Consider the following 13,495-nt stretch of genomic DNA (forward strand, 5'->3'; position numbering starts at 1 on the left):
AATTGCAATTTCAAAAATCAATTCCAAATTAAATAGTATTAATCGAATTGAACTTGTTATTCCCTTCTTTTTTAAAGTTTATAATGATTCATTAGCATTTTTTCATACACTTTATCCGGAAGAATTCTTTTCAAGACAATTGAAAATTTTTGCATAAAAGCTCCAACTTTATAATGAATTTTTGGATTTGTATTTTGAATTATGGAGTAAACCGCTTCGGCCATTTGATTGGGATTACTGCCACTATCCACATGCTGATCCATTTCTTTGAGTGTGTTACCGTATTGCAATTCATAAGCCGAACCTTTGATTACAGGTGCATGAAAACGTCCTGCAGCTATATTGGTTGCAAAATCACCAGGTGCAATATTGGTAATTTGAACTCCAAACGATTTCACTTCCATACGCAACGCTTCGGTGATTAATTCCAAAGCACCTTTTGAAGCCGAATAAACACTGCGATAAGGCAAGCCCATATAACCAGCTATTGAAGTAATATTTATAACCAATCCCGATTGTTGTGATCGCATTTGTGGCAAAACAGCTTTCATCACTTCAATTGGTCCGAAGAAATTGGTTTCAAAATTATTTTTAATTTCTTCCATTGGAATTTCTTCCAAAGGACCAGTGATTCCGACTCCCGCATTATTAATCACAACATCCAGTCTTCCTGAAGTTGCTATAACTTTAGCGACAGCCGAATGAATAGAAACAACATTTCTAACATCTAAAGCAATAAGAGGAAAAACCGAATTGAGAACAACATCTGGGTTCCTACTGGTTCCATATACCACGAATCCTTTATGATGCAAAAACTCACCGATAGATTTTCCAATTCCCGAAGACCCGCCTGTAATCAATACTACTTTATTCATTATCTATAAATTATGATTGGGGTAAAAATAAAAAAATCCTCCCGAAGGAAGACTACTTTTTGAATTTTATTAAAAATGGCAAGCGACCTACATCGCACCGCTCAACCACGTACCCTTGCTATGTTCCCATCCTGGGGGAGTCTGCAGGAGCTGGTCGTGTAGGACTTGCCGGTGCAAATATACAATCTTTTTATATCTTTGCAAGAGCTTTGTACCTTAAAATTATCGTTGTATATTGGCTTTTTAAAATATTAAAACTATGAAAAACTATAACTTCCTATTTATCATTTTATTAGGAATCACATTAGCAAATTGCGGAAACACAAAAAAAGGTGAAAATTCTATATTTACCTTCGATAATGCCAATTACAAAGCACAATACATAGCTGATGATGCTATTTCTTTGGGTATTTTAAATCCAAATAATAAAGAAATTGACAGTATTATCTATTATGTGAACGATATAAAAGTAGGTTATAAAAAAGGAAACGAAAAACTAAACTTTCCGTTAAAGAATCAAAAATTAGGCTATCAATACGTAAAAGCATTAGTTTATTTTGGAGGTGAAAACTCTGAAGCAACCGCAAGAATAGAATTGGTTTCGAATGTGCAACCTAAATTATTAAAATATAAAATCGTAAATACTTTTCCTCACGATACCACTTCTTTTACGGAAGGTTTAGAATTTTATAAAGACACTTTATATGAAAGTACAGGACTAAATGAAAAATCACATTTATTAAAAACTGATTACAAAACTGGAAAAATAATTAAAAGTTTTAAATTGGAGGATAAGTATTTTGGTGAAGGAATTACTTTTATCAATAATCAGTTATTTCAATTGACTTGGCAAAACAAGGTTGGTTTTATATACAATCCCGACACTTGGAAAGTAGAAAAAACTTTTACTTATGATAAAGATATTGAAGGATGGGGATTGACAAATGATGGCACTTACATTTACCAAACTGATAAAACAGAAAAAATTTGGAAGATGGATCCAAAAACCCAGAAAATGATTGACTACATCAATGTATACTCGGGAGAATCTAAAATTAAATCAATAAATGAATTGGAATGGATTGATGGAAAAATCTATACCAATGTTTGGCAAAAAGATGCCATAGCTGTAGTAAATCCAAAAACTGGGGCTGTAGAAGGAATTTTGGATATGTCAGGTTTACGAAAATTTTTAAAAGTCACACCAGATGATGTCCTAAACGGAATTGCCTACAATCCAAAAACAAAGACCATTTTTGTAACTGGTAAAAATTGGAATAAAATGTTCGAAATAACCGTTTCTGAATAAGCAAATAAATGACAACATTAATTGTTAATATAAAGGAGCTACTCCAAATTCGAGATAATACCGTTTTAAAAGTTTCTGGAGCAGAAATGGCTGTTTTACCAACCATAAAAAATGCTTTTTTACTTATAAAAGGCGATTTGATTGCCGATTTTGGTTCTATGGATGATTTATCAAAAATTACTGTAGACAAAACGATTGATGCTTCCGGAAAAATAGTTCTTCCGTCTTGGTGTGACAGTCATACACATATCGTATACGCAGGAAATCGCGAACAGGAATTTGTGGATCGAATTAATGGAATGACCTACGAAGAAATCGCCAATCGTGGCGGTGGAATATTAAATTCAGCAAAAAAACTAAACGAAACCTCAGAAGGCGACATTTATAACCAATCGAAAGCACGTCTTGAGGAAGTGATGCGATTGGGAACTGGAGCAGTAGAAATTAAATCAGGTTACGGACTCACAGTTGACGGAGAACTTAAAATGCTTCGTGTTATTCAACAGCTATCACAAAACTACCCAATAACAATAAAAGCCACTTTTCTCGGCGCACACGCCTTCCCTACCCTTTTTAAAGAAAACAAACAAGGTTATATAGATTGTATTATTAACGAAATGCTTCCTGAAATTGCCAAAAACAAATTGGCCGATTTTATTGATGTATTTTGTGAAACTGGTTATTTTTCAGTCGAAGAAACCGAACAGATTATGGCAGCAGGAATTCAATTTGGCTTAAAGCCAAAAATCCATGTCAATCAATTCAATTCAATTGGAGGGATTCTATCGGGCGTAAAATATAATGCGCTTTCGGTAGATCATCTTGAAATCATGACCACTGAAGACATCGAATCCTTAAAAAATACTGAAACAATGCCAGTAGCTTTACCTTCGTGTTCCTATTTTTTGAGTATTCCTTACACACCAGCACGCGAAATGTTAGACGCAGGACTTCCTTTGGCGTTAGCAACCGATTACAACCCAGGTTCTACTCCGTCGGGAAATATGAATTTTGTAGTGGCCACTGCTTGCATCAAAATGAAAATGACTCCCGAAGAAGCTATCAATGCTGCAACGATTAACGGTGCTTATGCTATGGGAATTTCAAACACTCATGGAAGTATTTCTATTGGTAAAAAAGCCAACCTTATCATTACAAAAGAAATTCCTTCCTATTATCAATTGCCTTATGCATTTGGTAGTAATTTAATAGACACTGTCATTTTAAACGGGAAAAATTATTAATAAAAAAAGCGATACTCAATAGAATATCGCTTTTTTATAAAATTAAGTATTTGGCCTATCTCAAAGAAAAATTTGTTGTAGAAACCAATTGATCTTTATCAAATACATTTACAGTATACAATCCTTTTACAAAGTCTTTACCAGCTAAGTCTTGCGAAACCTGAACCGTTTTATTTTCATATTTCACACTTGAAACAAAACTGTAGACCAAGTTTTTATCTCCAAAAGTAATTGTTTTTGCATCACCCAAAACATTATTTTTGCTATCAATAACTTGTACATAATAATCTTTATCGCCAGATTTAGCTATAGAGTTTTCAGCAATCGTAAAGCTTATTTTTAACACATTCGCTCTGCTTGCTTTATCTGTAGCAATTTCTTTTCCTGAACTTCTTAGTTTATAAGCAGCTGTTTGTAAGTTCAAAATTGATAATTTAGATCCTTTTTCAACAGTTTTAGCCAAATCTTCATTTTGACCAACTAATACTTCATTGAATTTTTGAGCTTGGCCCAAGACAACTACTGTACTATCGCGTTGAACTGTCAATGTAGTATTTTGCTTTTTCAAACCTTCATTTTCAGTCATTAATTCTTTCATATGTCCTTGCAATGAACTAACTTGATTTCTGTATTTAGAAACATCCCCACTAGTTTTTTTCAGATCATCCATTAATTTTACAACTTTGTCTCTTTCTTGAATTAATTCTTCCGACATAGAAGTGTTTTCAGCAATGGCAGCATCATATGTTGCTTTAAGGTCTTGTAAATCTTTCATAACAGATTCTTTCTCAGAACCCACTTTAGTGATTTCAGTATGAACCTCTTCAACCTCAGAAGATATTTTAAAAATATAAACTAAACTCCCTACTAATAAAATAGCTAAAACTGCTATTACAGCTTTTAGACTTGAATTGTTTTTTTGATTTTCCATGTTAAAATATAATTGTTTTTACAAATTTAATAATATATATAACGCAACTTAGTACAATTATATTATTTTTGAGAAATATATTTTTATGGAAAAACTTATCACATTCAGTATTAATGACCTGGCCAAAATCACAAATCACCGAAGTGGTGAAATTAAATTTGGCGAAAAAATGCTTACAATCCCAAAGGATACCGATCCTATTCACTTTATAAAATCAAGCGAAGCTAAATATGTTCTATTTGGAATTCCCGAAGATATTGGAGTTAGAGCCAATTATGGAAGACCTGGAGCAGCATCTGCGTGGGAAAGTGCCATAAAAAGTATTGCCAATATCCAACACAATCGTTTTTCAAAGGGAAGCCAGATCATTATATTGGGGCAACTCGATGTAAAACAAGAAATGAAAGAGGTGGAAAATCTTGATTTTAATGATGTAGATGACCGATCCAAATTAAGCCAATTGGTCGAAAAAATTGACAAAGAAGTTTCCCATATCATATGTAAAATCATTCAGTCGGGTAAAATACCAATTGTCATAGGCGGAGGTCACAATAATTCGTATGGAAATATAAAAGGTGCCGCTCTTGCAAAAGGGAAAGCAATAAACGCTATCAACTTTGATGCTCATTCTGATTTTAGAATTCTAGAAGGTCGTCATAGTGGAAATGGTTTTTCTTATGCTTTTGAAGAAGGCTTTTTGAAGAAATATTTTATTTTTGGTTTGCACGAGAATTACACTTCAAAAAGCGTCTTGGATATCATAAAAAAAATTGAAGACCGAGTACGTTACAATACGTATGATAGCGTAAACATTAGAAAAGAAAAAAATTTCAATCAAGAAATGATTACTGCTCTGGAATTCATAAAATATGACCCTTATGGAATAGAAATTGATTTAGACGCTATTCCGAACATCGCCAGCAGCGCCATGACTTTAAGTGGCTTTTCAATTGAAGAACTTCGTCAGTTTGTTTCCTTTTTTGCAAAAAACAAAAACGCTGCCTATTTGCACATTTGTGAAGGAGCCCCTGACCTGGGTGAAGAAAAAAACAATCATTTAATTGGCAAACTCATTGGCTATTTGGTTACAGATTTCATGAAATCGCACAATGCAATCGTACTAGAAAACGTAATTTAAACCCCTCCAAACTTCAAATAAATTAGCATCAAAAATAATAACACTATCTTTGTAGCCATATCTATGTTCATAATACAAGATATTTAATACAAAATATATGTTATTCGAAGATTTATCACTTTCAAAAAGTATACAAAAAGCCGTATTTGAAGAAGGCTACATCAATGCAACACCAATACAAGAAAAAGCTATTCCACTAGTTTTAGCCGAAAGAGATTTAATAGGTTGTGCACAAACAGGAACTGGAAAAACAGCCGCTTTTGCAATTCCTATTATACATCAATTGCACCGTATTGTTGGTTCATCCAAAAAGGCAAAAGTAATTCGTGCCCTTGTGGTGACTCCTACACGAGAATTGGCAGTTCAAATTGGTCAAAGTTTTGATACTTATGGAAAATACACAAATTTGACGCAACTTACTTTATTTGGGGGTGTTTCCCAAAATCCTCAAGTTGATGCTTTAAAAAACGGAGTAGATATTCTTATTGCAACACCAGGACGCCTATTGGACTTACACAAGCAAGGCTTTATTGATTTAGACCATTTGCATACTTTAGTCTTGGATGAAGCCGATCAAATGCTTGATATGGGTTTTGTTAATGATGTAAAAAAAATTGTAAAACTTACACCAAAGAACAGACAAACCCTTTTCTTTTCGGCAACAATGCCAATGGCCATTAGAGAATTGGCAGAAATGTTTCTTACAGACCCTGAAACCGTTACTGTTTCTCCTGTTTCATCTACCGCAGAAAATGTCGAGCAACGTGTTTACTTTGTCGATAAAACCGAAAAAAGAAACTTATTATACCATCTGATAAAAAATGAAAATTTATCAAATGTATTGGTCTTCTCAAGAACAAAACATGGGGCTGACAATGTGGTAAAAGCATTGAGAAAAAATAGCATTGCAGCGGAAGCCATACATGGTGACAAATCCCAAAATGCAAGACAACGTGTACTTGATGCGTTTAAAAACAAAGAAATTGGAGTACTTGTGGCAACAGATATTGCTGCAAGAGGTATTGATATTGATCAATTGCCATTTGTAATCAATTTTGATTTACCTAATATTCCAGAAACCTACGTACATCGCATCGGTAGAACCGGTCGCGCTGGTAATGGCGGTATTGCAATTTCTTTTTGTAGCAAAGACGAACACGACTATTGGAAAGATATTCAAAAGCTAATAAAAGTAGATGTTCAAACCATAAATGACCATCCTTACCCATGGCATTCCGGAAGTCCTGCAACTGCATCTTCAGCCCAGAAAAATTCAAATAGAAGTGGTGGAGCGCACAAATCCAGAAAATCGGACGCATCGAAACAAAACAAAAAGCGTTGGTATTAAGTAATTTTAATACCTTTAAATATATTGTAAAAGAACACTTCTTAACTTTAGGTTAAATAGTTTTTTTTGTTAACATGATAATTATCAGTTAATTAAACACTTATTTTAAGTAAATTTAATATCAAAATTTTTAACTTTAAAAAATCAAATTATGGAAACATTAGTTAAAAGAGACGGCATGTTCCCGTCTGTTGTAAGTAAGTTGGTAAACCCACTATTTGAAGATTTTTTTACAAGAGATATTTCAGATTGGGCAGACAGAAGTATTTCAGCAATAGGGGTTAATTTACCATCTGTAAACTTAAAAGAAACTGACACAAAACTTGAAATTGAACTAGCTGCTCCTGGTTTAAAAAAAGAAGACTTCAAAATTGAAGTTGACAATAATGTACTAGTGATTTCTACAGAAAAAGAAGAAAAAAAAGAATCCAGTAAAAAAGATGATTACGTTCGAAAAGAATTCAATTATCAATCCTTTTACAGATCTTTCAATCTTCCCGATTATGCGGATGAAAACAAGATAGAAGCCACATATAAAGATGGTATTCTTGATGTTTGTATTAATAAAAAACCTGGTGATAGAAAAAAAACTTTAAAATCAATTTCTATTAAATAAAAAAAAGAAACTTAAAAAATTAAAAATAAATCCTTATTTCAATTGCTGCATTAAATTGCCAGAATTGAAATAAGGGTTTACTATTTATCATTATATCAAAAAAATTGTTAAACCAGACTTTTTATTTTTAATATTTGACAATTAATAATTTTAAATAATTGGACTGGTTCAAAAGGTTTTACAATAATATCATTCATTCCGGCTGTCAATGCTTCATCCGTTATTTCGTTTTTATCAAAGGCAGTTAATGCAATAATTGGCGTTTCTATACCTTTTTGTCTAATCCTTTTTGAAGTTTCAAAACCATTAATTAATGGCATATTAATATCCATCAAAATTATATCGAAAGACTCTTTTTCAAGTATATCCAAAGCTGCAAAACCATCATCTACAACTACACATGAATAATTATTTTTTTCAATCGTTTTTTTGGTTATAAGCTGATTGATATGATTGTCTTCCACAACCAAAACTTTGAATACTTGACTAGATGTTAAATCTACCTGAATATTATTTATAATTTCATTTGTTCTTTTTATATCATGTTCAAAATTAATAACAAAGCTAAAAGTAGTGCCAATCCCCAAATCACTTTCTACAACAATATCACTACCAAATAATTCCAATAACCTTTTTACAATTGACAACCCAAGTCCTGTTCCTTGATAATCTACTTCTTTTCTACCAACTTGTACAAATTTATCGAAAATTTTATCTTGATCATCCAAAGCAATTCCGATACCATTGTCCTGAACCTTAATTTCTATAGAGTGTACTTTGCCTTCCTGTTTCAATTGTGTTGCAATCAATTTGACTTCTCCGTTTTTAGTGAATTTTAAAGCATTACTAACCAAATTCATCAAAACCTGAGCAAATCTAAGTTTGTCTCCAATTAAACTTTCCGGAATTAATGAATCAACATCAACAATTATTTTATTATTGTTTTTTTGAGTAATAAAAGATAAAGCTTTTTTAATCATATTCAATTCATCAAGCATATTGAAAGTTAAATTATCCAAGACAATTTTGTTTTCTTCAATTTTATTGATTTGAAGTATATCATTGACTAATGACAAAAGGTAGCGTGCAGAGAATTTTAAAGAATTAAGATGTGGGCTAGATGCCAGTTCTTTGTGTTCTTCAAGCAGCAAATCAGTAATACCAACAACACCATATAATGGAGTTCTCAATTCATGACTGATTGTAGAAACAAATTGTGTTTTTAAAATTGCTGATTCTTGTGCTTTTTTATTTGCTATGATTAATTCAGCATTTGCAAGCATTAAATCTGAATTGGATTTTAATCTAAATCTATTGTTTTTGATTAGTGAATTGAGAAAAAGTAATAAAACAAATATTGCGATTATAAAAAGTAAAACAATAATTCTTGATTTTTTTAAACTTTGGTACTGCAAATCTTTTTCATTTTCTATCTTATCAATTGTTCTTTTGTATTCATCCAATTCAAAATTTATTCCTTCAACATTTGCCTTTTCTAATTTTTCTTCAGCATAAATCTCTTCTGTAAGATTATTATAAAGATCCAGATTTTCGTAAGCTTTTTTATAATCCTTGCACTTTAACAAAAACTTTGAATATTCTAAATACGAATAGGACAAATCGGATTTTTCATCTAATTTTTTCCCAAGGCGAATGGCTTCTTGAAAATAAAATTCAGCTTTTTTTTCCTCATTTTTATAATTGTAATACATGCCATTAAGCATATTTAGTACAACAACTATATTATCGTTATAGTTTTTTGCATAATAGGAATTGATTATTTTTAAATTTCCTTCTCCTTCTTTAAACTTGCCAATATCGAAAAAGGCCCAAGCAATATTCAGATTTGTAAAAGCTATTTGAGCTGAGTCGGATATTTTCTTACTATATTCAAGTGCTTTTTTATAATAAAGAATCCCCTTTTCATATTTCTTTTTTTCAAAGCAATACATGTTTCCAAGATTATTATTAATCCTTTGTTTTATAGTATCATTTTGTGTTAGATTGGCATAAATTAAGGCTTTGTTGTAGTAAAAAATAGCCTTATCAAATTCAATTAATTCATTATAATTGGCTGCAACATTATTATAATTTTCAGCTATTAGCACATTGTCGTTTATAGCTATAGATTGGCGTAGCGCCATCCTTGAAATCAATAAAGATTTTTCAAAGTCTCCAGATTCCCGAAGATTTGTCCCTTGAATTGTTAATTTATCAATTTCTTTTTTACTTGGTGATTGTGTTTGACTTCTTATTACACTACCGAAAAAATTAAACCATAAAATAAGTAATAGAAATATTCTTATTGGGGGCATAAGTAATAGTTATTTCTTCAAATATACATCATAATCCATAGATAAATCACATTCTATTTGGAATATTTTGCAAATATAACATTCAGTTCTAAAAATAAAAAAAGCAGTTACTTTTCGTTTACAACTGCTTTTTTTAGTCTAAAATATATTATTTAATTTGTATTTATAAAATAAAAATTATTTCAAAACACTTTCGTTCTCCTCTTCCCATTTTCCAACAACCGATGTAGCAAGTGCATTTCCCAAAACATTTGTTGCACTTCTAAACATGTCACAGAAATGATCAATCGGCAATATTAAAGCAATTCCCTCAATAGGAATTTTAAACATACCACAAGTTGCCGCAACCACTACTAAACTGGCTCTTGGCACTCCTGCAATTCCTTTACTGGTCAGCATTAAAACAAAAAGCATTGTAAATTGCGTTGGATAATCTAAATGTATTCCATACGCCTGAGCGATAAAAATAGCGGCAAAAGTCATATACATCATACTTCCGTCTAGGTTAAATGAATACCCAAGCGGCAACATAAAAGAAACTATTTTATCTTTTACTCCAAAACGTTCCAATTCTTCTGTAAGCTTAGGAAAAACTGCCTCAGAACTTGTAGTTCCAAATGCGATAATCAAGGGGCTTACAATATGCTGCAATAATGTTTTAATTCTTTTTCCTAAGAAAATATAACCCACAAAAATTAAAACTACCCAAAGTGTACCAATTCCTACCAAAAAGGATCCGAAAAATTTAAAATATGTAATCGCTAATTCTTGAAAATCTCTCACGGCAAATACTCCTGCAATAGCGCCAAAAACCCCAATTGGCGCAAATTTCATTACAAAATTTACCATTTTCAAAACAATATGGGAGGTTCTGTCCAGAAAATCAATTACTGGTTTTGCATGATCTCCAATAGATGCCGCAGCCAATCCAAAGAAAATAGAAAAAATTACAATCTGCAAAATTTCGTTTGTTGCCAATGCCTCAAAAAGACTTTTGGGAACTATGTGTTCTATAAAATTTTCAAAAGATAAATTTTGGGTTTTTGCAGTTACATCTGTAACAGTTGCCAAATCGACATTTGATAAATTTAATCCAACCCCAGGCTGCAATAAATTCACATAAAACATCCCTATCAATAATGAAATGAAAGAAGCTGTAAAAAACCAACCTAAAGCTCTTCCTCCAATTCTACCAACCGCTTTTATATCTCCCAGTTTGGCAATTCCTACCACTAAAGTTGTAAAAACCAATGGTGCAATTATCATTTGCACTAACCTAATAAAGATAGTTGCAAGCATTTTTATTTTATTGCTGAATTCTTGGGCCGTATCTACTGATGTCGAATTGTGAATAATAACACCCAAAACTGCTCCTAAGAGCATCGCAATAAGAATTTGTCCCGTAAGACCTTTAAAAAAAGATGGTTTTTTGGTTATTGTAGTAGTCATTAAATTAATTTCAAGGTTAAATCTCAATATTTAGCTCGTCAAAATACCGAGTATGCTTTTTAATTATAGATAGGTTTTATTCAAAAGATAAAAATCTGCAAGAACAATTGCCGCCATCGCTTCTACAATAGGAACTGCGCGAGGAACAACACAAGGATCATGGCGTCCTTTTCCTGTCATTTCGGTTATATTTCCTTTATTGTCTAATGATTCTTGTTTTTGCATTATAGTGGCTACTGGTTTGAAAGCTACACGGAAATAAATATCCATTCCGTTGCTTATTCCACCTTGTATTCCTCCAGAAAGATTGGTTTGCGTAGTACCGTCAGGATTGTATAAATCATTGTGTTCGCTCCCTTTCATTTTAACGCCTTCAAAACCACTTCCAAATTCAAAACCTTTTACGGCATTTATGGACAACATTGCTTTTCCAAGTTCTGCATGCAATTTATCAAAAACGGGTTCTCCCAAGCCAATAGGCACATTTTGAATAACACAAGTTACAGTACCTCCAACGGTATCGCCCTCTTTACGGATTTGTTTGATATAATCTTCCATTGTCGCAGCCATCGCTTCGTCGGGACAACGTACTGGATTGCTTTCGATTTTAGAAAAATCCAATTCCTGATATGGTTTTTCCAAAAAAATTGGTCCAACAGAAGAAACGTAAGCGTTTATTTTAATTTCGGGCAGCATTTGTTTTGCAATAGCACCCGCCACTACTCTACTGGCCGTTTCACGGGCAGAACTGCGGCCTCCGCCTCGATAATCACGCACGCCATATTTTTTTTCATACACAAAATCGGCATGACTTGGTCTGTAATTATCTTTTATGTGGGAGTAATCATCCGATTTTTGATTGGTATTTGGTATTATAAAACCTATCGGGGTTCCAGTTGTTTTACCTTCAAAAATTCCAGATAAAAACTGTACATCATCTGGTTCTTTGCGTTGTGTAACGATTGCAGACTGACCTGGTTTTCTTCGCGCCATTTCCAATTGAATTGCCTCCAGATCCAGTTGAATTCCTGAGGGGCAACCATCAATAATACCGCCCAAAGCTTCTCCGTGTGATTCTCCAAAAGTGGTTATTCTATATAGTGTTCCGTAACTATTTCCTGCCATTGTATTTAATTTTAAGCAAATGTAAGTTTTAAGAAGTAAACAAAAAACATTAAATTAGTAATATTTCACAATAGTTCAGCACCACATCTGCCAAAATCCTCAATAATTAGTTGATCTCAGGCTGCCTATTCTTGGCAACTCTATTATAGATAATATAATCATTGTACTTTGCTGCACTGCTAGTTTCCCAGATTGCAAACCCAATGGCGGTGTATCTTGTCAATGTTGCATAAATTGAATTGCCTTGCATAATCCGGTTTTCCTGCAGGGAATTGCGTTCCCAAATTTTATCATTTTGCTCGTGTATCAGCTGTTCAAAGTCGTGGCACAATGCCTGTATAGTGTCTAGCATAGCAGTTGTGATTCCGGTCTTCAGCAGTTCCGACAACTGTATTTTGCCTACCTGCACCACCACTTTTGCGGTAATCAACAAGTCCGAATCTGGTTTTCTCACAAGCGCTTTGGTACCAAACTGCTTGTATCTGGCACTGTGTGAGTCAAAAGCCAATTCAATATGTTTCATCACATTACGGATGGCGGTTCTTAATTCCTCTGCTTTACTGTTTTTAGACTGAGTTACAACCATCTTACTGCTTTTGGCTTCAATATCGGTAATGCTGTCGGCAAAATCATTGATGTCTTTTTCAAATTCCGCTATCATTGTTTCTGTAATACCAAAAGTCGCAAAAGCTGTTTTATCCCGTCGCATAAAACTTATTTTTTCTTTTCCTTTCTGTATCAAATGTGCATCCGAAAAATTATAAGCTCTCACCAAATTCTTTTTTTCCATAGCAATTAGTTGTTTCAGTTTGTAGAATAAAAATCACAATGCGATACATTAAATGTCTTTCTCTTAAAATGGAAGAAAATCCTAACTTTTCAAAAGTACAAATTTTTTGGAAATAGCAAAAAGGGATTTAAAAGTATCCAAAATACTGTCAGAAATACTAAATTAATAGTCAGAAGCAACAAAGTCACGGTCAGAAGTAGTAAAGTCGAAGTCAGAAGTAGTGATTTTGTCGTCCGCAGTAGCAAAGTAAGTTACTTTGTTACTGCGGACTCAAACTTTAGCACTGCGGACAGCCAATTATGAGCTTCCGTCCCTAATTTTGAATCTTCTAATGCCTTGTAGTGATTTGAGAAAG

Annotated in this window: 11 protein-coding genes and 1 other RNA gene; 5 read left to right on the forward strand and 7 right to left on the reverse strand. The window is 32.9% G+C overall.

What is annotated here, in order from left to right; translation table 11 throughout:
- Positions 1 to 71: 71 nt before the first annotated feature.
- Both OLM57_RS14980 and ffs read right to left on the reverse strand, forming a co-directional pair.
- Positions 72 to 875 (reverse strand): SDR family oxidoreductase, encoded by an 804-nt coding sequence (locus OLM57_RS14980; RefSeq protein WP_264564497.1) that lies wholly within the window; start codon positions 873 to 875, stop codon positions 72 to 74.
- A 73-nt stretch (positions 876 to 948) separates the two neighbouring features.
- Positions 949 to 1,046: signal recognition particle sRNA small type (gene ffs / locus OLM57_RS14985), an RNA gene on the reverse strand.
- Positions 1,047 to 1,134: 88 nt separating this feature from the next.
- Between ffs and OLM57_RS14990 the strand changes: the two genes are divergently transcribed.
- A complete protein-coding gene (locus OLM57_RS14990) occupies positions 1,135 to 2,184 on the forward strand; it encodes a glutaminyl-peptide cyclotransferase (RefSeq protein ID WP_264564498.1) in 1,050 nt (349 codons plus the stop codon).
- Positions 2,185 to 2,192: 8 nt separating this feature from the next.
- Positions 2,193 to 3,428, forward strand: coding sequence for an imidazolonepropionase (hutI, locus tag OLM57_RS14995; RefSeq protein ID WP_264564499.1), 1,236 nt, complete (start codon positions 2,193 to 2,195; stop codon positions 3,426 to 3,428).
- A 55-nt stretch (positions 3,429 to 3,483) separates the two neighbouring features.
- Here the strand turns inward: hutI and OLM57_RS15000 are convergent, their stop codons facing one another.
- On the reverse strand, positions 3,484 to 4,359 hold the full coding sequence (locus OLM57_RS15000; protein WP_264564500.1) for a hypothetical protein: 876 nt from the start codon (positions 4,357 to 4,359) through the stop codon (positions 3,484 to 3,486).
- Positions 4,360 to 4,444: 85 nt separating this feature from the next.
- Here OLM57_RS15000 and OLM57_RS15005 point away from each other — a divergent pair, with 85 nt between their 5' ends.
- The 3 genes from OLM57_RS15005 (at position 4,445) to OLM57_RS15015 (ending at position 7,461) form a co-directional block, all read left to right on the forward strand.
- Positions 4,445 to 5,497 (forward strand): formimidoylglutamase, encoded by a 1,053-nt coding sequence (locus tag OLM57_RS15005; protein WP_264564501.1) that lies wholly within the window; start codon positions 4,445 to 4,447, stop codon positions 5,495 to 5,497.
- 97 nt (positions 5,498 to 5,594) lie between these two features.
- Complete coding sequence (locus OLM57_RS15010) at positions 5,595 to 6,845, forward strand: DEAD/DEAH box helicase (RefSeq protein WP_264564502.1); 1,251 nt, start codon at positions 5,595 to 5,597, stop codon at positions 6,843 to 6,845.
- Positions 6,846 to 6,996: 151 nt separating this feature from the next.
- A complete protein-coding gene (locus OLM57_RS15015) occupies positions 6,997 to 7,461 on the forward strand; it encodes an Hsp20/alpha crystallin family protein (protein ID WP_264564503.1) in 465 nt (154 codons plus the stop codon).
- 107 nt (positions 7,462 to 7,568) lie between these two features.
- On the opposite strand, the gene OLM57_RS15020 is transcribed toward OLM57_RS15015, so the two are convergent.
- The 4 genes from OLM57_RS15020 to OLM57_RS15035 form a co-directional block, all read right to left on the reverse strand.
- Positions 7,569 to 9,776: a response regulator gene (locus OLM57_RS15020; RefSeq protein ID WP_264564504.1), complete on the reverse strand. Its 2,208-nt coding sequence runs from the start codon at positions 9,774 to 9,776 to the stop codon at positions 7,569 to 7,571.
- Between the two features lie 177 nt (positions 9,777 to 9,953).
- Positions 9,954 to 11,225 carry a dicarboxylate/amino acid:cation symporter gene (locus tag OLM57_RS15025; RefSeq protein ID WP_264564505.1) on the reverse strand — a complete coding sequence of 424 codons (1,272 nt, stop codon included), beginning with the start codon at positions 11,223 to 11,225 and terminating at the stop codon, positions 9,954 to 9,956.
- A 63-nt stretch (positions 11,226 to 11,288) separates the two neighbouring features.
- Complete coding sequence (aroC, locus tag OLM57_RS15030) at positions 11,289 to 12,350, reverse strand: chorismate synthase (RefSeq protein WP_264564506.1); 1,062 nt, start codon at positions 12,348 to 12,350, stop codon at positions 11,289 to 11,291.
- 106 nt (positions 12,351 to 12,456) lie between these two features.
- Complete coding sequence (locus OLM57_RS15035) at positions 12,457 to 13,140, reverse strand: hypothetical protein (protein ID WP_264564507.1); 684 nt, start codon at positions 13,138 to 13,140, stop codon at positions 12,457 to 12,459.
- Positions 13,141 to 13,495 lie beyond the last annotated feature (355 nt).

Source organism: Flavobacterium sp. N3904, from assembly GCF_025947305.1.
GTDB lineage: Bacteria > Bacteroidota > Bacteroidia > Flavobacteriales > Flavobacteriaceae > Flavobacterium.